Below are 20,343 nucleotides of genomic sequence, written 5' to 3' on the forward strand. Positions count from 1 at the left end.
TGTTGTGGGGTGCTCTCTTTGTTGTGTGGGTGGGGGGGTGGGGGTTTGTGGGGGGTGGCGGTGGTGCGGCGGTCTGCCCGGGGGCGGGGGGGGGGGGGGGGGGGGGGGGCCCCCCCCCCCCCCCCACCGCCGTGAACTCCTGGGTCAGGCCTGGCTCAGCTCCGCTTGCATACGCGCGGCGTCCTTGCCGACAGTGCGAGTGGCCAGATAGATGAATACCGCAGTGAGCGCCAACATGATCGGCACGAGATACATGGCCGAGTTCAACCCGTCGCCGGCGTACTGAGCCAACTTCCCGGTACCGGCATCGGCAAGCGCACGCTTGGCGAACCAGTCCGAAATCGCGCCCACGGCAACTGGTCCCGAGAATCCGCCGAGAAGATACATGGCAGCGAAGAACAACGCCGTCGCAGTGCCTCGGAGCCTGGGAACCACGACGTCGTGAATGGCAGGGTAGACGCTGATGTAAAAGCCGTAGGCCAACAACCACCCGGCCGAGAACAAGAGCGTGAACATCACGACGTTCCCGCCGTGCTGCAACAGTGCCAGTGCCGTCAAAGGTGCTGCCAATGCCGAGGTTCCGACACCGATCATCAACCGTGCGCGCGGTGAGCGTGCGCTGGCCTTGTCAGCGTAGCGAGCGCCGAGAAGCAATCCGATCAGGCCCGTGATTCCGACGATGATGCCGGTGACCGATGCCGCAGCAGTCAGTTTCAGGTGGTACTGGCGCATCAGAAGCGGGACGACAAACGAATTCACTGCGTAGGCGGCGAAGTTGAACGTCAGTCCGGCAAGGATGAGCCAACGAAGCGTGGGAATTGCGAGCAGACGACGGATCGGACGGGTGATCGGTGCCTGTGAAACAGCGGCTGCGCGGGCCTCCGGACTTTCGGAACCACCACGAACCGGATCTGCCATGCGGTAGAGCACGACTGCCAGCAGGACACCGGGAATCGCCGCGAGGAAGAACGGTGCACGCCAGCTGTCGAATGCCTCGGCGATCTTGCCGACGGTGAAGTAGGCGAGCATGAGGCCAATCGGCAAACCGAGCATGAAGACACCAAGTGCGCGTGAGCGTCGTTCTGCCGGGTAGATATCACCGATCATCGAGTTGGCTGCGGGTGTAAAGGTCGCTTCGCCCACACCGACGCCTAGACGCGCGAGGATGAACAGCACATAGCTGCCGGCGGCACCGGTTGCTGCCGTCAGTCCGCTCCACACCAGGAGTCCGATTCCGATGATCTTGGGACGGTTCTTCGTGTCGGCCAACCGGCCCAGAGGCAGCCCTGCGACTGCGTAGACGAGGGTGAATGCAGAGGTGATCAATCCCAATTGCAAGTCGCTGAGCGAAAACTCGTTCTTGATCGGCTCGGCAACGACCGAGGGGATCGCCCGGTCGAAAAAGTTGAGCATGTTTGCGAGAAACAGTGCGACGAGTGTGCCGCCCAGAAGTTTGTCGCGTGTTCCGACAGGGGCGCCGTCGATGGACGGCAGCGGCGGAGCGTCTCGTTGAATTGACATGATTGTTCCACCCTTTTCGCGAGTGCTGAATGAATTGTGTTGGGGGAGAGGCTCAGGACAGAGCGTCGGCGACGGTTTTGCCGATCGCCTGCATCCCGGCCGCAGTGGGATGCAGTGGAACCGCCGGCTGGGTAGGGACGATTCCGGTGTAGTAAGCAGTGGCAGGGTCAGTGCAGATGTCATGCCCGGCAGTGGCTTCGGTGATGTCGATGTACTCGACGCCGTGACGGGCCGCCGTTGCTGCCATGACCGTGTTGCCGTAGTCGATCACACTCTGGAGATAGTCGGCGTCGCGCGGCCAGAACGGCTGGGTGCCGGGGCATCCGTCAGCGGCGATGTATGTTCCGTATCCGATCACGACGATGCGCGCCGAGGGCGCTCGGTCGCGAACCGATTCGAGCATGGAACTCCAACCTGCGGAGGCATTTTCGACCAACTGTCGCTGTTGGTCGACGCCGCCTGCGGTGAACTTGTCACGGCAGGACGTTCCGGTGGGTTCGGGGAGAGGATTTACGCAGCTCAGAACTGTCGGGAACAACGAGATGTCGTTGGCGCCGATTGTGATGGTGACGAGGTCGGTATCGGGCCCCAATGCTGTTTCCTGCGGCGGTACTTGACCGGAGAACGTCGTTTGTGCGGTGTCCGTGACGTTGGCGGATCGCGCCGACGAGCAGGTCACATCCGTGAGGTGAGCGCCGAGTCTTTGCGCCACCACGGAAGGGTAGTTGCCTAGTGATCGTAGGCAGCCCGGCGCCGATGAATCTTGTTCTGTGACCAGCGGGCCGGCCGCCGCGGAATCGCCGAGAGCGACGTATTGGATGGGGCTGGCATGCGTTTCGGCATGTGACACACCGGTCCCGAGTGCCGCGATCGAACCGGCAGCCACGACGCCTGCCAGAATGGCTGCGCTGTGCGTTTTCCACGTCACTCGAGGCTCCTATTTGGTCGAAGGTGGGACTTCCAGGTACGCCGCTGATTGTGAATTCGAGAGTGGCGTGGGTTACATAGTGATAGGAAAAAGGCAGGTCGGCCTTGTGGTGGCAATTCAATTCTGTGGAGGGTTTTGTGTCAGGAAACAAAGATCTGCCGTTCGAACCGATAGTGGTTGGCGGCAGATCTCTAGCCGACCGATTGGCGCAACGCACCCATCCGCTGGTCAATGCGACGGTCGATCTGGTCCACCGCGACGTCACCTTCTACCGGTTGCTTCCGGACGAGGCGTTGCGTAACGACGTGACGACCATCGTGAGGCGAAATTTGGAACTGTTCATTTCGATGCTCCGGACGGGCGCAGATCTGGCGCCCGAATTGCTCGCCGACATCAGCGAATCGGCTCGTCAACGGGCGCAGGAGTTGGTTCCGCTCAGTGAGGTACTGCGCGCATATCACCTGGCAGCAGGGTTGTGGTGGGAGACGATCAGCGAATGGGCGGTCCCGGAAGACGGTGTTGCACTTGCCCGCACCGGACGACTCCTGAATGCATACACCGCGGCCTCCACGTCCGCGGTTCTTGCCGGCTACGGTTCCGACCACGCCACCCAGACGGACGAGGATTCGGCGCGAAGGTCCCTGTTCGTAGCACTTTCGACGGGTGTCGACGTGGATCGGGTCTCCGACGAGGTGGGGATCAGGTTGGCGCGCCTGTACTGGGTGGTGGCTCTGCACGTCGAGCGGAATGACGACGAGTCCTCGACCGAGGTGGACACTGCCGTCGCCGAGCGGAGGAAGGTGCGCCACCTGCAACGAGAGCTCGATCAGGTGGGGCGTGACAAAGCCCTTGGGGTGCTCGGGAGCAGCGGCGGAGCCGTACTGATTCCCATTGTGGAATCGGAACCCGCAGAGGGAAACTGGGCGTCGAGTCCGCAGTATTGGTCATTGTGTCGACGTTTGGGTGATCTCGAGAAGGTCATCGGTGCATCGACGGTAGCCGCCGTACATGTCGCGGCACCGGCCGCAGTACCCGTAGCGGTCACGCAGGCGCGCGAGGTCCTGAACGTTGCCCGAAAGTACGGACGTACCAGTGGAGTCGTCCGTCTCGCGGACGTTGCGGTCGAGTATCAACTGACCCGCCCGAGCGCTGCGTTACCGATCCTCGCAGATGTGTTGTTGCCGTTGGAGTCCGATACTGCGGTGCTGGAGACACTCGAATCTTTCATCGACTCCGGATTCGATCGAGCCGCCACCGCCCGGCAGCTACACGTGCATCCGAACACAGTTGTGTATCGCCTACGTAAGGTGAGTTCCCTGACGGGACTTGACCTGTCGTCTCCGAAGGATCTTGTGCAAGTCACCATGGCGCTGGGTGCGCGTCGCGCAATCGGAATGGAGGCGGACTCTTCCCAAACGTGATGCGTCTGTGGTTCTCGGTGAACGAGCCGGAGGGCTGGCGATCCGGCCGGGAGACATGGCCAGGCGCCGTATGTCGGGCCACCCACACACGGTTCGGGTGGTCCGCTCGTCGACGACCCGGCAGAGCGGGTCGGTTTCGCGAACCCTGAATTGATCTTGACACCTTGGTCGGGACGGGGCGGGCGGGAACACCTAGATGCAACATCGTGATCTGTAACAACGAATTGTTGCCGTTCAGCGTTGTCAACCTTCTCGGTGACTCTGCTGCTCAGATAGGTAATGCGGCGGGCGCGTCGATTCGAGATGCTGGTAGATGAAGGTTTCGAAGCCGAATCGTTGTCAAAACTTCATGTTTAGTCTGTGTGACGGTAAGTCAACAGTAAAAGTCGCCCAAATCACACAATTCAGACAAAACGTTCGTTACCGTGTGCTGGACAACCGACGATTTTTTGGGGGTTCTGCCACATGGCAAATGTTCGCAGGTCTGTGACGAAGGGATTGATTGCTGCTTCGGTGATCGCCGCAGCTGGCGTGGGCATCTCGCCGGCGACAGCGAGCGCCGACATCACACCGACCACGGTCGTCAACGGTATCTTGTCGACTGTCGGCGGCTGCCAGACGCCGGTGCGGTCTCTCATCCTTGCGTGCACGGGTGCTGAGACGCTGACTCGCCAGTCGCCCGTGCTGCTCGACCTCAACCCGGTGGGTACAAACATCGTCGTCTTGGGCGCCGGCCTCTTCGACGACGGCACGATGCGTCCGATGCTGGTCGACCGACTTCAGGCGGCGCTGCAGCTGGCTCGTCAGTACCCGCAGTCTCCGATCATCACGAGCGGTGGGGCCCCGAAGGCCGGAGTGACGGAAGCCAGGGCGATGCGCGAATGGCTCGTCGCCAACGGCGTCGACCCGGGCCGGATCACCGAAGAAGGAACGTCGTGGTCCACGGTGGAGAACGCGCTCAACTCTGCGCGGATTCTCGCCGATCGAGGAGCAACGGGCGTGGTTGTGGTTTCGAGCGCCAATCACGTGGAACGCGCGATGGTGGACTTCCGGGTTGCAGTTCTCGGCCGGATCCCGGTCGCAGGCGTGATCGCTGCGACCTGACGCACCCAGCTGCCCATACAGTTCCGCGTACCGCCGGAATCACCCGGACGGTACGCGGAACTGTTTCTGGGTTGCTACTTTCGTCGTTGCAACTCGTCGTCACCTTCGGTCAGAAGCGCAAGTTCGGCATCGACGGTGTCGGAATCGATCTCACCGGGAACGGCGATCTTCGCCAGGAGTTGCTCGTCACCACTTTCCGTCCGAAGCGCCTTCTCCCTGATGAAGGCGATCGCGATCAGACTCAACAGAGCCAGGATTCCGGCGATGAGGAAGACCCGTGCGGTGGCATCGCCGTACGCAGCGCGGACCACATCCTGGATCGCTTCGGGTAGTTCGTTGAGGTTCGACAGCCCTGCGCCGGACCCTCCGGAGGCACTCAGATCGACCCCGATTGCGCTGAGGCCCTTGGTCGTCAGATCTGCAACGTGAGTAGAGAGCACTGCGCCGAGGACGGACACGCCTGCCGCGCCGCCGAGTGAGCGGAAGAACGAGACCGTCGAACTTGCGGTGCCGAGATCGCTAGGCGCGACGGTGTTCTGAACTGCGAGAACAAGATTCTGCATCACCATGCCCATCCCGGCGCCGAGCACGAAGAGGAACAGTCCGACCCAGAACATCGGCGTCGCGTGATCGATGGTCGATAGGAGGAAGAAGCCTGCCGACATTGCGACGGCACCGGCGATCAGGAAGCCCTTCCAGCGCCCGAACTTCGTGATCATTGCCCCGGACAGGCCGGCGGAGAGCATGGAACCGATCACCATGGGCAGTGTCAGAAGACCTGCGGCAGTGGGAGAGTAGCCGCGGGCAATCTGGAAGTACTGACCCAAGAACACTGCTCCGCCGAACATTGCGACGCCGACGGCGATGCTTGCCAGCGTCGCCAGCGTGGTAGTCCGATCTCGGAAGAGGCGGAGCGGAATGATGGGTTCCTTGACCTTGCTTTCCACCCACAGCGCTGCGGCGAGCAGCACCACGCCGAGTCCGACGAGGAAGAACGACATCGCAGAAGCCCACTCGAAGTTCTTACCTGCCAAAGTGACCCAGATCAAAAGAGTGCTGACACCGGTGGCAATGAGGGTTGCACCGACGTAGTCGATGCTGACGTCCTTCTTGACGATCGGGAGGTTCAACGTACGCTGCACGACGATCAATGCGATGACTGCCAGCGGCACGCCGACGAAGAACGTCCAGCGCCAGCCGAGCCAACTAGTGTCCACGATCAGGCCGCCGATCAGTGGGCCGGCGACTGTCGCGACGGACATGACGGCTGCGATCGGTCCCTGGTATCGGCCACGCTCACGCGGGCTGAACATCGCCGCGATCACGATGATCACGAGGGCTTGCAAGCCGCCGAGGCCCAGTCCCTGAACAGCGCGGAAACCGATCAGCATGCCGACCGATTGCGACATGCCCGCAAGGATCGAGCCGATCGTGAACAGCGTGATGGACAGCTGGACCAACAGCTTCTTACTCACCAGATCCGAGAACTTGCCCCAAATGGGAGTTGTTGCGGTGGAAGCCAACAGCGTTGCCGTCACGACCCAGGTGTACTGATCCTGGGTGCCGTGTAGTTCGGTGATGATGGTGGGGAGTGCATTCGAGACGATCGTCGATGACAGGAATGCGACGAACATGCCGAGTAGGAGCCCGACAAGTGCCTCGATCTTCTGCTTGTGGGTCATCGGCGCATCGGTCGATGACTGAGATGGTGGAACGTCGGTAGACGTGAAAGAACTCATGAATGTCCTTGCATCGGAGAATGATTCGATCTGATCGTGCAGCGTCGGTCAGTGCACCGCGTGGGACTCTGGGCAGGTCGATCGGCGTAGTCGATCGAGTGCGCATGCGACGTCGATGGCGTCGTCTTCGGTCCATCCGTCGAGATGGTCGATGAGTCGCTGCGCCTGGGCGCGGCGATGGAAGACCAGGGTCTGGACGCCGAGTGGAGTCAAGGACAGGAGCGATGCCCGTCCGTCGTCCGGGTCCGGTCGCCGCTGAATGTATCCACAAGATTCGGCGTGAGTGATCTGTCTGCTCAGCGTCGAGACTGTCACTCTCAACTTTTCCGCCAGATCCGTCGATCTCGTGGAATCTGCGGCCGACAGCTGCGAGAGGAGGGCGCCCAGTGGGTCCGGCAACATGTCGGGGGACGGTTGACGTGAGCCGGTCGACGAAACCTCGCGGTGGCGCCGGACGAGGGCGCGAAGGTTGTCGAGGATTGCCTCGGCACTGTCGTGAGTGATCACGGCCACCCCCTCGAATAGTTGATATTTGCAACTATAGATCAAGTTGGTTGCACTGCACAACTACTTTGTTGTCAGTCCTCGGAACTGCCCAGTCGGTGCAGCAAGGCCGTCAGCGTGGTGATGTCGTCAGTTTCCCATTTTGCGAGTCGGGCGCGCCAACGATCGATCTGATGATTGCGGATCGTCGTGAGCTTCGTCCGAGCCTCAGGGGTCAGGGTCACCAGCTTCGCGCGAGCGTCGTCGGGGTCGGGGATCCGTTCCACCAGGCCGAGCCGAGCTGCGGCATCAATTTGCCTGGTCAGGGTGGACTTCTCGATATCGAGCGTGGAGATCAGGTCGGACATCCGCACGGCATCGGAACGGTTCAGGATGACAAGAACCGGGTAGAGCGCCGGATCGAGTTTGGGATGAATTGCACGCGCATAGGTGCGCGCCTGGGCGCGTCCTCGTTGCCACATGTCGGCAAGTTCCATCTCCAGGCCCGTGATCGGATCTGAAACCACTGTCGTTCCCCTTTGGTGCGATTCGTTCGGTGTTCATCAAACCAGAAGGGGGGCCGGAGTGATTTGGGTGAAGTCACGCTGAGCGAAAGGTACGTTCGGCGTACTGAAGGCGCTGAACGTACCTTTCGCTCGGAAAGTGGGTGGGTCAAGCCACCGCATACGCCCGCACGCACGTGTTCAGGTCGCGGGTGAGATCGGCCGCTGTACTGGTCGGAGAACCGAATTTCACGACGGACCCGTCGCTCCCGTGGAACAACAGCGTCGGAAACGAAGTGGCGCCGAGCCTGCGTGCCCGGACGAAATCGGCGTGGGCGGCGTCCTTCGAATCTGCGGTGAACAGGGAAGACACTGCGGCAGATGGGTCGAGCCCGAGCGATTTCGCTATGGCGCGGTAGGTCTCGGGATCGGAGAGGCTGCGACCGTCTCGGTAGAACGCGGTCTGCATGGCCCCCGCGATGTCGAGTGCGCGAGTCGGATCTTGTGTGCGAAGCGCGGCGAGTCCGATCGCAGCATCCGTCGAATCCATGACGAACCGCCCGTCAGACACCAGTTGTGAATATCCGTCACCGAAAACGGCGCCGGTCTGGGCTGCGATGGTGGCGTTGGCCGATTTCAGGTACGGAGCCGAAGACATGGGTGCGACGCGTTCACCGGTGAACAGCCCGCCGCTGACCACGGACAAGTTGATGGAATCGGCATTTTGACGGACGAACTCCGTCAAAGCAGGGCCGAAGCCGAAACACCACCCGCAATAGGCGTCGAAGACGTAGGTGAGTTGCGTCGTGCCTGCTGTTTTCGAGCCTGTCGATTGCACTGTTGATTCCTATCCGAGCGCGAACTGATTGATACTCTGACGGTATGTCGCATTCGGGTATTCGGTCACGGTGAAGATGAGTCCCGAACTAGTGAAAAACAGACAAGTACCCGTCCGGGACGTCGGGTACGCGTCTTCGGTGGCTGACGCGACCGAGATCGAAGTACTCAGCCTGGACACCATTCGCATCAACGGGGGTAGTGCAGAGTTCGTCGGCCCCCAACGCCCGCAGTTTCACTTACTCGCGCTGGTGACCGAGGGCTCGGCGCTACACACCATCGACTTCGTCAACTACGCGGTGAGCCCGGGGACCGTGTTCTGGGTCAGACCGGGGCAGGTGCAACAGTGGGGGCGAATCCAGGATTTCGAGGCGATGGTTGTTCTGTTCACACCCTCGTCGCTCGATGCCGTCAGCCAGCAGTTGTTGGACGGGAACGCTCACAGTCGGCAGGCAGCGTGGCAGTTGTCCGGCGAGAACCTCGAGACCATCAGCGCAGGTATGAAACACCTGAACTTGAATTACGGTTGTCCGGATACTTCTGCGCCGGTCGTTCGCGCGGCCATTCTGCGGCACACGTTGACGGCAATTCTGTTGAAACTGACCCACCTCGGTGGACAGGAACAGAGTTCCGTGCTGGCACACAATGACGTGTTCGAAAGGTTTCATGCCGTTGTCGAACGTGACTTCGCCACGGTCCGTTCGGTTTCGGAGTACGCCAACAAGATCGGGTATTCCGAGAAGACTGTATTGCGAGCTACCCGAGCTGCTGCCGGAATGACGGCAAAGCAGTACATCGATCAGCGTGTGGTGCTCGAAGCGAAACGTCTGCTGTCTTTCGGCACGGACACGGTCACCCAGGTGGCGTCGAAGCTGGGGTTCGACGATTCTGCGAACTTCACAAAATTCTTCGCCACCCGGGTGGGTGTTTCTCCGCTGACCTTCCGTCAGGACGTCAGAGCGCGCTGAACGCCGCCCATCGTGCGTCGGCGCTGTCGAGGGTTCCGATGCTGTTCTGCCCCTTGCCATGTGCGATGCCGTCCAGATCCTGGATGATCCAGTAGATGGCAAAAGGATGGCTGCCGAACCAGAGATCACCGCTGACGTCCAGAGCGTGCGCCGGGTCGGGTGTCAGGTTGTCGAACAGTGGAGTGTTTCGCACGATGGATGCGTCGTACTGCTGCCCGGAAAGTACGGCGACGGTCTGCGCCGCATGCTCGGGTAGGAGTTCAGGTGAGACGGGCGAAATCGTGCCGGTGTCTTGATTGTTGGTCGCGTTGACTTCCGATGCCGGCCTGGTGAATCCGGCCTCGGTGACCAGTGTGGAGATGGGAGTGGTCGGTGGCACGGTGAACAGGTTTCCGCTGTAGCCGAGAAGGATCGCAAGGCTCTGGCCGGCAGCCGCGGACTTGACGTCTTCGAGGCCGGATTCCAGCTTTCCGATCATGGCGGTTGCTTCGCTGCCTCGATCGAGCTGTGCCCCAGCTTGTTCGAGCACATCACGCCACGGCGCCGAGTACGGGAGAACCAAGGTTGGCGCCACGGAATTGATCTGCGCGAACAGGCTCGGTAGTGGACCGGCATTGCTCATCAGGATCTCATCGGGTTCGACGGACGCGATCTCTTCGACTGCGGGGTTGGCGAAGAAAGTCGGCTTGTCGAGAACTTCGACGCCCTGCTCGCGCAGAATCGACTTGGCGACGTCCGATCGCAGGGTGCTGTAGACGACGGTGGGCTTCACGCCGAGTGCGAGTGCACTCAGCCCCGCGTACTCGTCGAGCGCGAGAATGCGCTGCGGTGAGGCCGGAACTTCGACGGTGCCGAGTTCGTGTGTGACGGAGCGAGTTGCAGAAGCGGTTTCGGACTCGGCGGAGCTGCTGCACGCGCTTGCGCCGGCAACGGTGAGGAGAAGCGCCGAGACGATGCCGAATGCGGTTCGGGTGGTGAACATCTGAGGTCAACGATCCATTCGTGGGAAGAAGAAGGACAGGAGGGTGCCGGCCAGCAGTAGGCCGGAGCAGACGAAGAGGGCTTGGGAGTATCCGGAAACCAGTGCTTCGGTCGGTGCGCTGTCCGAATGCGCCGTCGAGGAAGCGGCGACGCTCACGAGAACGGCTAGTCCGAGTGAACCGCCGATCTGACGCGATGTGCTCAGTAGCCCTGATGCCATGCCGACTTCTTCGGGGGGAGCGTCGGCGGTGGCGACGTTACTGAGCGGCATGAACGACAGACCGATGCCGATGCTTGCCAGAAGCGAAGGCACCAGGATGACGGCCCAGAAGGGACTGTCGAGGTTCATGGTCGAAAACATGAAGGTCCCGATTGCGGCGACTGCTGTTCCGACTACGAGCAGCGGTCGAACTCCGTAGCGCGGAAGGAGTTTGGTGGACGCGAGGATGCCGATCACCAGGCCGAAGCAGAAAGGCAGGAAAGCCAGACCGGTGGTGGTCGGTGAATAGCCCAGCCCGCGTTGCAGGAAGAGTGAGACGAAGAAGAACGCGCTGAACTGGGCCGCACACACCAGGCACATGATGGCGTTGGCCAGTCCGATTCGGGGTCGAAGCAGGGTGGACAGTCGTACCAGTGGTGTGGCGCAGCGGCTTTCGACTACGACAAAGGCAGTCAGCAGGACGACCGTGAGTGCGAATCCACCCAGCACGTAACCCGAAGTCCAGGAATGTGATTCCGTGGCGATCACTGTGCCGACAAGGGCGGTGATTCCGGCCGTCGCCAAGATGGCTCCGGGGAGATCGAGGGAGCCACCTCGGGCGGCTTGGCCGGCCGGCAGGCCACGGGCACCGGCGACCGCGGCGATCAGGGCCACCGGTGCGCCGGCGAACATCACCCATCGCCAACTGAGCCCTTCGGTCAAAATGCCGCTCAGGACGACACCGAGTGCGCCGCCCAGTGCTGACGACATTGCGCCGATGCCGAATGCCTTGGCTCTGGCGCGTCCGGTGGGAAAGGCCTGACTGAGGGCGGCGAGCCCGGCCGGCGCGATCAGTGCAGCGCCGACGCCTTGAAGCGCCCGAGCTCCGACAAGCATTTCGGCGGACACGGAGAAGGTGCCGACGATGCTGACGAGGGCGAACAGCAGAAGCCCGGAAACCAGAACTCGACGAGTGCCCATCACGTCGCACAGACGACCGCCGAGAAGCAGCAGTCCACCGAAGGCGAGGGCGTACGCGTTGACGACCCAGGACAACCCGGCGTCGGAAAAGTTCAGCGATTCCTGGATGTCTGGCAGCGCGACGTTGATGACCGACATGTCGAAGGCCACCAGGAACTGCGCTGCCGCGGCGGCTGTGAGGACCAAAGCCGGTGCGGCTACCGCTCGAGTTGTTGTTGTCATTGCAGGTACCTAATTTGTATACGCGTTCTCATAAGTAGTTAGGTTTACCTTGCTGACGACTGAGATGCAAGGGGTTCCCCGGGCGAGAGCGTCGTAGCAGGGGCGCGCACAATCGACACATGGCCGAAAAGATGGAACCGAGATCACCGCGGCTCGGACGTCCCCCGACGATCACGTCGGAGCAGATAGTCGACGAGGCGAAACGGCAACTCCAGTCCGGCGGCGCCGACGCGTTGAGCATGCGAGCGTTGGCGAAGTCGCTCGGCACCACGCCGATGGCGCTGTACCGGCACGTGGGCGACAAGGAACAGCTGATCAGCGCGGTTCTCGATGTGTACTCACAAGATCTCGGCGCGCTGGTCCTGCCGCAGGATCAGGTCGAACGGCTTCGCACGATCTTCACCGCGATCTTCGAAACGCTGGCATCGGAGCGCTGGATCATCGAGTTGCTTCAGCGAGGTGGGCGCGGCGGGAGCGGCGCTGTGGTCTTGGTCGATCGGGCCATGGCCGCGTGTGTCGAACTCGGGATGTCGCCGCGCCGCGCACTGTTGGTCTATCGAGCGCTGTGGAACTACACACTCGGTGCACTGCTCAACATCTACGACACCACCACACGACCGGAAGGCAGTGTGTCACCTCTCGCGGTGAAGATCCGAGAAATCGGTCCCGAGAAACTGCCGGTACTCAGTGAGGTGCTCGAGGACTGGCCGGGAGGGACGACGACTGAGAGTTACCTGGAAGGTCTCGAGGTCTTGATCAGTGGATACACAAATTCCGACTGAGAGTGTTTACAACAGCCCGTGCCTCGGTGGGATTGTCCCCGACAGCGTCCAGCGGCCGATGTGTTGGACCTTCCACCTCGTCGGATCGTGCAGAGTATGCGTGCGTGCGTCACGCCAGAATCGCGAGAGGTTCGCTGATTCGCCCGCGCTTCTCGTGCCACCGATCTCGAACAGCGTGCTCGTGGCCGCCAATGACGCCCTGGCACCGACCACTTTGGCAGTTGCAGCGTCGATGGATGCTCGGGCCGTGGAGTCCTCGGTGGGATTACGACGCGCCACGTCGATCGATCGCGCCGCTTCCGCCAAGAGGGATCTGGCAGCGCGAACCTCGATTGCCGCTTCGCCGGCGAGTTGAACGAGCAGTGGATCCTCCACCGCTGTATCGACTTTCGCCTCGAAGAAGGGCCGCGCCTTTGCCGCGAGTTTCACGGATTCATGCAATGCGGCCGACGCTATGCCCGTGTCGATCGCGGCGTGCAGAATCTGGGCCTGTGCCCCGTAGGTGGTCGGGTGAGTGAACAATGATGTGAAGGGTACGACGTTGAACCGCGGCACCGACACGGATTCGAGTGTCACGGTTCCGCTCGCAGTTGTCTTCTGCCCCATGCCGTCCCAGTCGTCGACGATCGACAGTCCGGGAGTATTCCGGGGTAGGTAGACCGCGGATTTCACCTGTGCGCCGGTCTCGGTGAACTGATCCGCATTGGCGGCACGCACCACGATCCAATCTGCGAAAAGCGCTCCTGTGCAATAGAATTTTCGACCTTCGAGCACAAAGTCTTCCCCGTCGGGTGTGAGAGTCGTGCCGTCGATGTCGATGGTCTTGTTGCCGCGCTCGCTCTGGGCGTTGGCGAACTGCTTACCCGACAACGCCTCGGCGTAGAAGAACTGCTTCTGCTCGTTAGACCCCTGGTACCGGAGCGCTTCCAGGAAAGTGAAGTGGCTGTGCGGAATCTGCGCGATGCTGGGATCGCCCTCGGCGAGTAGGCGGAAGACCTCGGCCAACGTCTCGGTGCTCGCGTCGATGCCACCGAACTCCTTCGGCACCGAGAGCCCCAGCAGACCGGACTGCGCCAGGGTGCGAACCTCGTCGTGGGGAAGGAGGCGCTGCGCATCGCGGACGCCGGCACCTGCCGCGAACTCGTCGGACAGCTGTGACGCTACCGAGAGCGCCTCGTCTTCACTGGTGATGCGGTGCGCGATCTCCTGAATGTCCACAGCAGTCATGCTGCCACCGTTTCACAGTCGCAGCACCCACCCAACACTTACAACCTGTGTGATCGCTACCCTGGAAACCCCCGGGAACTGCATGTTTGCTGGATTTCATGTCTACTGAACGTATCGCCGACGAGATCAAGTTCGCCTACTGGGTGCCCAATGTCAGTGGTGGTCTGGTCACCTCCGACATCGAGCAGCGGACCAGCTGGGACTACGAGTACAACAAGAAGTTGGCGCAGACCGCCGAGAACAACGGCTTCGAGTACGCCCTGAGTCAGGTTCGTTACGAGGCAAGTTACGGGGCCGAGTTCCAGCACGAATCCACGAGCTTCAGCCTTGCGCTTCTCTTGGCCACCGAGAAGCTCAAGGTCATCGCCGCCGTGCATCCCGGACTCTGGCAGCCGGCAGTGTTGGCAAAATTGGGCGCTACCGCTGACCACCTGTCGAACGGTCGATTCGCCGTCAACGTCGTCAGTGGTTGGTTCAAGGACGAGTTCACTCATCTGGGCGAGCCGTGGCTCGAGCACGACGAGCGCTATCGGCGTAGCGCCGAGTTCCTTCAGGTTCTTCGGAAGATCTGGACCGAGGACGACGTCGATTTCCGCGGCGACTTCTATCGCATTCACGACTTCACGTTGAAGCCTAAGCCTCTGAACACTCCGGAGCGCCCCAATCCCGAACTGTTCCAAGGCGGTAACTCGGCGGCAGCCCGTGTGAACGCCGGTCGCTATTCGGATTGGTACTTCAGTAACGGCAAGGACTACGACGGCGTCACCGAACAGTTGGTCGACGTCCGCCGTGTTGCTCGCGAGAACGATCGGGAGGTCAAGTTCGGACTCAACGGGTTCATCATCGCCCGCGACACCGAGGCCGAAGCAAAAGACACGCTGCGCGAGATCATCGCCAAGGCGAACCGTCCCGCAGTCGAGGGTTTCAAGAATGCAGTCCAACAAGCCGGCGCGTCGACCTCGTCCAAGGACGGGATGTGGGCAGATTCGACGTTCGAGGACTTGGTTCAGTACAACGACGGCTTCCGCTCACAACTGATCGGCACGCCGGAACAGATCGCCCATCGGATCGTCGAATATCGCCGTCGCGGTGTCGATCTGATTCTCGGCGGATTCCTGCACTTCCAGGAAGAGATCGAGTACTTCGGGGCCAAGGTGCTCCCGCTGGTTCGTGAACTCGAAGCAGCCGACAGTGACGAGCAGGTGCTCGTCACCGCCGGCTGATCGCCTGGCCTCTCAGGACTTTGCGTGGCGCTTCGCCAGCATCCAACGAGAGATCTTCATGTCCCGAGCTTTTCGTTCGATGGTCAGCAGGTCCAACGGAGCGCTGAATTTCTGAACGGCCAGTGATTTCACACTGCTGAACTCACGCAGCCCATCGGCTCCGTGGATACGCCCGAACCCGGAATCGCCGACCCCGCCGAACGGCAGGGCGGCGATTCCGGCGAATCCGAGAACCGAATTGACCGTGACGACGCCGCATTCGAGCTTCTCGGCAATCGCTCGACCCTTCGACGAACTCTTGGTGAACACCGAGGCGCCCAAGCCGTACTTCGACGCATTGGCACGCTCGATCCCCTCGTTCATGTCGGCGACCTTGTTCACCACGACGCTCGGGCCGAACGTTTCCTCGGTGATCGCCGTGGAATCCTCCGGAACATCCGTCAGGATGATCGGATCGATGAACGGACCGTTGAACGAATCAAGTCCGCCGAGTACAGCTTTCGCGCCGCGACCGAGAGCGTCTTCGATCTGGCCTCGGACTATCGCAGTCTGCTTTCCCAGCGTCATCGGCCCGTAGGTCGAGCTGTCGGTGGCGCCGGCGTGGGCGTCCTGAAGCGCGGCGGTGAGCTTGGACAAGAAGGCGTCGTACACGGGCGCTGCGACGTAGATTCGTTCGACGCCGGCACAGGTTTGTCCGCCGTTGCCCACTGCCCCGAATGCAGCGAAGCTCACGGCCGCATCGAGGTTGGCGTCGGAGTCCACCAGCATGGCGTCCTTGCCGCCGCATTCGGCGACCAGGGGAGTGAGGGTGTCCGCGCAGGCGGCCATCACGCGCTTTGCGGTAGCCGTCGAGCCGGTGAATGCGATCTTGTCGACACCGGACGAACACAGAAGTGCACCGGTTTTTCCGTCACCGGTAATGGTCTGCAGGACAGGGTGTCCGGGCGCGGCGATGTTCCACAGCCGGGCCAATTCGACGCCGACGCCTGGTGAGAGTTCGCTCGGTTTGAAGACGACGGCGTTGCCGGCGGCCAATGCGTAGCCGATCGACCCCATCGGTGTGTACAGCGGATAGTTCCAGGGGCCGATCACACCGACGACGCCCATCGGCCGGTAGCCGACGGATGCAGACTGGTTGGCGCTGATCAGTCCTGCACCGACGCGTCTGCGGCGCAACACTTTCTGTGCGTTGCGTGCCGCCCAGTCGAGATGTTCGACGGCCAGCATGACTTCGAGAAGGGCGTCGTCGCTGGGTTTTCCGGTCTCGGCGGAAATGATCGCCGCCATCGATTCGGCGTGAGTGGCGATCGCGGCGCGAAAATTACCGAGCACCTTCCGGCGGCCTTGGAATCCGAGTTGATCCCACCACTTCGACGCCGTGCGTGCTGAGGCGACCGCTTTCTCGATCTCTTGCTGATCTGCAATGGGGTGCTGCGCGACCACGGAATCGTTGCGAGGGTCGAGGCTCGCGAAGGTGTGATCGTCCGATTTCGGATCTGTCGACGTGGACGTGCTCTGGCGGCCGAGCTGTTCTGTCATGTTCTTCAGATCCTCCACATGTCGGTGCATCACATATATGTGATGTGATTTACTGTGCTGGTAGTCACAGTATGCGTCGGACCGAGCTCCGACAAGCCTCCAGCCTCATCTCACTCGGGAGTTTTCGATGTACATGGATTTCACGCAGGAGCAGTCTGATTTCGCCAAGTCGGTAGCGTCGTTCTGCAAGAAGGAAAGTGGTACCCGTGAGCAGCGAGACCTGCTGACCGATCATGGCGCCCATAACCACAACCAGGCGTTCTACGAGAAGATGGCGGAATTGGGTTGGCTCGGGCTGACTGTCCCGGAGGAATACGGCGGATCTGCCGGAAGTACGGTCGACCTGTGCATCTTCCTGGAGGAAGCAGCCAAGGGCATGGCGCCGATCGGTGGACTGGGCCCGACCGTCATCACCGGGGCTGCATACGAGAAGTTCGGCAGTCCGGCCCAGAAGGAGGCAGTGCTCGGCGGGATCGTCCGTGGCGCGTCGCAGTCGATCTCGATGTCCGAACCCGAAGCAGGCTCCGACGTGGGAAATTTGAGTTGCCGCGCCGAGAAGGTCGACGGTGGGTGGCTGATCAACGGCCAGAAGACGTGGTGTTCCAACGCGCACTTCGCCGAGAACATCCTTCTGGTGGCTCGCACATCCCGAGGTGAAGGCAAGCATGAGGGCCTGACGATGTTCCATGTCCCGGCCGACATCTCCGGATTGAAGATCAGTGGAATCGACACCATGGGCGGCAAGGAGGTCAACGATCTCTACTTCACCGACACATTCCTGCCCGAGGACGCGGTGGTTGGGGAAGTCGGCAACGGCTGGCGTCAACTCATGGCCGGACTCAACATCGAACGCCTCATCCTCGCGGCGATGATGCTCGGGACCGCGCAGCGCGCTTTCGACGACACCCTCGAATTCGTCACCACGCGTAAGCAGTTCGGCCGTCCGGTCGGATCGTTTCAGGCGCTTCGCCACCGGATCGCGGATCTCGCCACGGAGATCGAATGCGGCCGTCTGCTGGTCTACAGCGTTGCCCGAATGGTCGACGCCAACCCGACCAAGATGTTCCCGCGGGAAGCGTCGATGGCCAAGCTGAAGCTGACCGAGACCGCCAAGAAGGTCGCGCTCGAGGGGATGCAGATGATGGGTGGGTACGGTTACGCGACTGAGTTCGACATGGAGCACCATGTGCGAAAGACTCTTGTGTCCTCCATTTATGGTGGTACCAACGAGATTCAGCGAGACATCATCGGCAAAACGTACGGACTGTGAGGATCGGTTGTGGCAACGTCTGCACGCACTCGGAGGGCGACATCTGAGCTGAGGAGACGGCCACAGTTGTCGGAGGACGTGGCCAACCACGTTCGTAACCTGATCATGTCCGGCGCTGTGCGTCCGGGCGAGTTCGTCAGATTGGACGAAACCGCAGCCGACCTCGGTGTCAGCGTGACGCCGGTGCGAGAAGCCCTCGTCGCATTGCGCGGCGAGGGAATGGTCGAGTTGGTTCCGCATCGCGGCTATCTCGTCTCGCCCCTCAGTCGCCAAGACATCGAAGACATCTTCTGGTTGCAGGGGCAGATCGCAGTCAAGCTGGCTTTGCGGGCGATGGACACCATCACAGCTGATCAACTGGTGGAACTCACGGAACTCAACGCCGATTTGCGAGCGGCGGTGGACGCCTCGGATGCAGCTGCGATCGAGCAGTGCGAATTCGAATTCCACCGCTTGATCAATCGCGCTGCGGGTGGTGCGAAGCTGGCATGGTTCCTGTTCGGCGCGATTCGGTACACCCCTGCTCGTCTCTACGCGACGGATCCAGGCTGGGGTGAGCTTGCGGTATCGAGCCACGACGCTTTGATCGAGGCGTTCGAGAAGCACGATCGAGAACAGGTGGACGCGCAGATGAGTCTGCAGTTCTCCGACGGCGCTGCTCGACTTCTCGCTCACCTCGACAACATCGGGATCTGGGACTGAATCAGGAGCTCAAGACGGAGGTAGGGCGGGAGCGAGCAGGATCGCTGCACATTCGGCGACCAGTTCTTCTTCCGTCACGTCGATGTATCCGTCCAGCCATGCACTGAGGGTCTGCGCCAGGCCGCCGACCAGGAAGGTTGCCGTCAGCGTCAAGTGGCCGCTGTCGTTCAATCGGTAGAAGGTCTTGGCGTTGGCGGCCAGGAGACCGATGAATATCGTCGTCGACGCTCGTCGTTTCTCGGCCAGGACAGGGCTCGTCAGGGCGCTGGAGAACAGTAGACGTCCGCGACGGGGATCCTGCGCGATCGTGCGGACGATGTTCGCGATTCCGGCGAGCGCCTTGCCTCGTTCGGTCTCGGCGGCGTCCACCGCGGCCTGGGTTGAAACGGCGATGTCCGTGATGACGGTGTCGTAGACGGCCGACATCAGAGCATCACGATCGGTGAAGCTCTCGTAGAAGTACCGCGCCGCGACACCGGCCTTCTTGCACACTCCGCGGACCGTGAGTTCGGGCTCGGCGGAGCCCATGAGTTCCAGACCGGCCTCGATCAGCGTCTCTCGTCGTTGGGCTACGCGGAGCGCGCCGTCGACGCCACCGTACGAACGCGGTTGGTCATTCATGAAGACCATCTTTGCATCCCGAGATTGCTTGACATCTCGGCATTTCGGCGTTTCACTAATCTGAGAACATGCGTTCGCAGATGTCGACTCGAAGGGGTTCTGCCATGACGGTGAGTAGGGATTCGATGGACGGGCGCGAGGAAGCGGTGGCAGGCGGCATCGGAGCGGTCGGCGTCCAGGCGGTCGACATCGACGCCGAGGTCGAAAAGGCGATGTCCGGGCTCGGACTGTTGGCCGCAGGCGCCAACGTCATCATGCAGTTGGCGCACCCGGCGGTGGGGTACGGCGTGTACGAGAGCAAGGTCGAGACGGGTCGGTTGGATCGGCATCCGGTGAAGCGAACCCGGACGACGCTGACGTATCTCGCCGTCGCGAGCCTGGCGACGGACGAAGAAAAGAAGCTGTACCGACGCGCAGTCAACGGCTCTCACAAGCACGTTCGCTCCGATGAGAACAGCGCGGTCGAATACAACGCGTTCGATCCCGAGCTGCAGTTGTGGGTAGCCGCCTGCCTGTACCGAGGCTTCGAGGACGTCTACAGAATCTTGTACGGGGATCTCGATCCGGTCACCCAGGATGCGTTCTATCAGCGAAGCGCCACGTTCGGTACAACCCTTCAGATGCGACGCGACATGTGGCCGGCGGACCGGGATGCGTTCGAGGTCTACTGGAACGAGAACCTCGGCAAGGTGGCGATCGACGAGACGATTCGTGAGCATCTCTACGGGATCGCGTCGGCGACCTTCACGCCGAAGCTGTTGCATCCCGTGGTCGGTCCGCTCAACCGATTTGTCACCACCGGGTTCCTGCCCCAGGCCTTTCGTGACGAAATGCGGCTCCCGTGGTCAGCGCGTCAGCAGCGTAACTTCGACCGATCCATGCGCGTCGCCGCGCTGGTCAATCGGTTCAGCCCGAAGATTCTGCGGATGTTCCCCTATAACTTCTATCTCTGGGATCTGCGTCGGCGCATCGCCAAGGGAATCCCGTTGGTCTGAGCCGACTCTGACACTTGAAGTGATTGACACCACAGGTGAATCGGACACATACTCAACATAGTTGAAGTTGACGTCAAGTTTTAACTTTCCTGTGGAG

At 61.4% G+C, this 20,343-nt stretch carries 19 protein-coding genes; 8 read left to right on the top strand and 11 right to left on the bottom strand.

Annotated features, from left to right (window positions below; translation table 11 throughout):
- Positions 1 to 144 precede the first annotated feature (144 nt).
- Entirely contained in the window at positions 145 to 1,521 is a 1,377-nt protein-coding gene (locus R4P70_RS02205; protein WP_020971108.1) for a spinster family MFS transporter, read from the bottom strand.
- A 52-nt stretch (positions 1,522 to 1,573) separates the two neighbouring features.
- Positions 1,574 to 2,449, bottom strand: a complete 876-nt coding sequence (locus tag R4P70_RS02210; protein ID WP_053062030.1) for an SGNH/GDSL hydrolase family protein — start codon at positions 2,447 to 2,449, stop codon at positions 1,574 to 1,576.
- Between the two features lie 137 nt (positions 2,450 to 2,586).
- Here R4P70_RS02210 and R4P70_RS02215 point away from each other — a divergent pair, with 137 nt between their 5' ends.
- Positions 2,587 to 3,870: a helix-turn-helix domain-containing protein gene (locus R4P70_RS02215; protein WP_317830326.1), complete on the top strand. Its 1,284-nt coding sequence runs from the start codon at positions 2,587 to 2,589 to the stop codon at positions 3,868 to 3,870.
- Between the two features lie 465 nt (positions 3,871 to 4,335).
- Positions 4,336 to 4,974, top strand: a complete 639-nt coding sequence (locus R4P70_RS02220; protein WP_256063925.1) for a YdcF family protein — start codon at positions 4,336 to 4,338, stop codon at positions 4,972 to 4,974.
- 74 nt (positions 4,975 to 5,048) lie between these two features.
- Here R4P70_RS02220 and R4P70_RS02225 read toward each other — a convergent pair whose 3' ends face one another.
- From R4P70_RS02225 to R4P70_RS02240, 4 genes are all read right to left on the bottom strand, one after another.
- On the bottom strand, positions 5,049 to 6,713 hold the full coding sequence (locus tag R4P70_RS02225) for a DHA2 family efflux MFS transporter permease subunit (protein WP_411742455.1): 1,665 nt from the start codon (positions 6,711 to 6,713) through the stop codon (positions 5,049 to 5,051).
- A 48-nt stretch (positions 6,714 to 6,761) separates the two neighbouring features.
- Positions 6,762 to 7,220 carry a MarR family winged helix-turn-helix transcriptional regulator gene (locus R4P70_RS02230; RefSeq protein ID WP_317830327.1) on the bottom strand — a complete coding sequence of 153 codons (459 nt, stop codon included), beginning with the start codon at positions 7,218 to 7,220 and terminating at the stop codon, positions 6,762 to 6,764.
- A 71-nt stretch (positions 7,221 to 7,291) separates the two neighbouring features.
- Positions 7,292 to 7,723 carry a MarR family winged helix-turn-helix transcriptional regulator gene (locus R4P70_RS02235; RefSeq protein ID WP_019745731.1) on the bottom strand — a complete coding sequence of 144 codons (432 nt, stop codon included), beginning with the start codon at positions 7,721 to 7,723 and terminating at the stop codon, positions 7,292 to 7,294.
- A gap of 145 nt (positions 7,724 to 7,868) precedes the next feature.
- Positions 7,869 to 8,537, bottom strand: coding sequence for a DsbA family protein (locus R4P70_RS02240; RefSeq protein ID WP_317830328.1), 669 nt, complete (start codon positions 8,535 to 8,537; stop codon positions 7,869 to 7,871).
- A 139-nt stretch (positions 8,538 to 8,676) separates the two neighbouring features.
- On the opposite strand from R4P70_RS02240, the gene R4P70_RS02245 reads away from it, so the two are divergent.
- Positions 8,677 to 9,504, top strand: coding sequence for a helix-turn-helix domain-containing protein (locus tag R4P70_RS02245; RefSeq protein ID WP_020971101.1), 828 nt, complete (start codon positions 8,677 to 8,679; stop codon positions 9,502 to 9,504).
- Here the strand turns inward: R4P70_RS02245 and R4P70_RS02250 are convergent.
- Together R4P70_RS02250 and R4P70_RS02255 are read right to left on the bottom strand one after the other, a co-directional pair.
- On the bottom strand, positions 9,491 to 10,486 hold the full coding sequence (locus tag R4P70_RS02250; RefSeq protein ID WP_317559192.1) for an ABC transporter substrate-binding protein: 996 nt from the start codon (positions 10,484 to 10,486) through the stop codon (positions 9,491 to 9,493). The two genes, R4P70_RS02245 and R4P70_RS02250, sit on opposite strands and share 14 nt — an antisense overlap.
- Positions 10,487 to 10,492: 6 nt before the next feature.
- Positions 10,493 to 11,887, bottom strand: a complete 1,395-nt coding sequence (locus tag R4P70_RS02255; RefSeq protein WP_020971099.1) for an MFS transporter — start codon at positions 11,885 to 11,887, stop codon at positions 10,493 to 10,495.
- A gap of 119 nt (positions 11,888 to 12,006) precedes the next feature.
- Between R4P70_RS02255 and R4P70_RS02260 the strand changes: the two genes are divergently transcribed.
- Positions 12,007 to 12,669, top strand: a complete 663-nt coding sequence (locus R4P70_RS02260) for a TetR/AcrR family transcriptional regulator (RefSeq protein WP_283384238.1) — start codon at positions 12,007 to 12,009, stop codon at positions 12,667 to 12,669.
- A 6-nt stretch (positions 12,670 to 12,675) separates the two neighbouring features.
- On the opposite strand, the gene R4P70_RS02265 is transcribed toward R4P70_RS02260, so the two are convergent.
- Entirely contained in the window at positions 12,676 to 13,896 is a 1,221-nt protein-coding gene (locus R4P70_RS02265; protein WP_317830329.1) for an SfnB family sulfur acquisition oxidoreductase, read from the bottom strand.
- A 98-nt stretch (positions 13,897 to 13,994) separates the two neighbouring features.
- On the opposite strand from R4P70_RS02265, the gene sfnG reads away from it, so the two are divergent.
- Positions 13,995 to 15,119, top strand: coding sequence for a dimethylsulfone monooxygenase SfnG (gene sfnG / locus R4P70_RS02270; protein ID WP_020909446.1), 1,125 nt, complete (start codon positions 13,995 to 13,997; stop codon positions 15,117 to 15,119).
- 12 nt (positions 15,120 to 15,131) lie between these two features.
- Here the strand turns inward: sfnG and R4P70_RS02275 are convergent, their stop codons facing one another.
- The gene (locus tag R4P70_RS02275; RefSeq protein WP_166655073.1) at positions 15,132 to 16,658 is read right to left on the bottom strand and encodes an aldehyde dehydrogenase family protein; all 1,527 of its coding nucleotides are present in this window, start codon (positions 16,656 to 16,658) and stop codon (positions 15,132 to 15,134) included.
- Positions 16,659 to 16,785: 127 nt separating this feature from the next.
- On the opposite strand from R4P70_RS02275, the gene R4P70_RS02280 reads away from it, so the two are divergent.
- Together R4P70_RS02280 and R4P70_RS02285 are read left to right on the top strand one after the other, a co-directional pair.
- Positions 16,786 to 17,928, top strand: coding sequence for an acyl-CoA dehydrogenase family protein (locus R4P70_RS02280; protein WP_007730792.1), 1,143 nt, complete (start codon positions 16,786 to 16,788; stop codon positions 17,926 to 17,928).
- A 9-nt stretch (positions 17,929 to 17,937) separates the two neighbouring features.
- Positions 17,938 to 18,630, top strand: a complete 693-nt coding sequence (locus R4P70_RS02285; RefSeq protein ID WP_019745722.1) for a GntR family transcriptional regulator — start codon at positions 17,938 to 17,940, stop codon at positions 18,628 to 18,630.
- A gap of 9 nt (positions 18,631 to 18,639) precedes the next feature.
- Here R4P70_RS02285 and R4P70_RS02290 read toward each other — a convergent pair whose 3' ends face one another.
- A complete protein-coding gene (locus R4P70_RS02290; RefSeq protein WP_019745721.1) occupies positions 18,640 to 19,260 on the bottom strand; it encodes a TetR/AcrR family transcriptional regulator in 621 nt (206 codons plus the stop codon).
- 116 nt (positions 19,261 to 19,376) lie between these two features.
- Between R4P70_RS02290 and R4P70_RS02295 the strand changes: the two genes are divergently transcribed.
- Positions 19,377 to 20,246 (top strand): oxygenase MpaB family protein, encoded by an 870-nt coding sequence (locus tag R4P70_RS02295; RefSeq protein ID WP_317830732.1) that lies wholly within the window; start codon positions 19,377 to 19,379, stop codon positions 20,244 to 20,246.
- The last annotated feature ends 97 nt before the right edge of the window (positions 20,247 to 20,343 follow it).

Source organism: Rhodococcus sp. IEGM 1241, assembly GCF_033142365.1.
Lineage (GTDB): Bacteria > Actinomycetota > Actinomycetes > Mycobacteriales > Mycobacteriaceae > Rhodococcus_F > Rhodococcus_F erythropolis.

Excerpts from the sequence above, each read along its gene's own strand:
- R4P70_RS02225 (WP_411742455.1), bottom strand. The coding sequence starts at position 6,713 with ATGAGTTCTTTCACGTCTACCGACGTTCCACCATCTCAGTCATCGACC.
- R4P70_RS02265 (WP_317830329.1), bottom strand. The coding sequence starts at position 13,896 with ATGACTGCTGTGGACATTCAGGAGATCGCGCACCGCATCACCAGTGAA.
- sfnG (WP_020909446.1), top strand. The coding sequence starts at position 13,995 with ATGTCTACTGAACGTATCGCCGACGAGATCAAGTTCGCCTACTGGGTG.
- R4P70_RS02250 (WP_317559192.1), bottom strand. The coding sequence starts at position 10,486 with ATGTTCACCACCCGAACCGCATTCGGCATCGTCTCGGCGCTTCTCCTC.
- R4P70_RS02255 (WP_020971099.1), bottom strand. The coding sequence starts at position 11,887 with ATGACAACAACAACTCGAGCGGTAGCCGCACCGGCTTTGGTCCTCACA.
- R4P70_RS02260 (WP_283384238.1), top strand. The coding sequence starts at position 12,007 with ATGGCCGAAAAGATGGAACCGAGATCACCGCGGCTCGGACGTCCCCCG.
- R4P70_RS02280 (WP_007730792.1), top strand. The coding sequence starts at position 16,786 with ATGTACATGGATTTCACGCAGGAGCAGTCTGATTTCGCCAAGTCGGTA.
- R4P70_RS02220 (WP_256063925.1), top strand. The coding sequence starts at position 4,336 with ATGGCAAATGTTCGCAGGTCTGTGACGAAGGGATTGATTGCTGCTTCG.
- R4P70_RS02275 (WP_166655073.1), bottom strand. The coding sequence starts at position 16,658 with ATGACAGAACAGCTCGGCCGCCAGAGCACGTCCACGTCGACAGATCCG.
- R4P70_RS02295 (WP_317830732.1), top strand. The coding sequence starts at position 19,377 with ATGGACGGGCGCGAGGAAGCGGTGGCAGGCGGCATCGGAGCGGTCGGC.
- R4P70_RS02205 (WP_020971108.1), bottom strand. The coding sequence starts at position 1,521 with ATGTCAATTCAACGAGACGCTCCGCCGCTGCCGTCCATCGACGGCGCC.
- R4P70_RS02290 (WP_019745721.1), bottom strand. The coding sequence starts at position 19,260 with ATGGTCTTCATGAATGACCAACCGCGTTCGTACGGTGGCGTCGACGGC.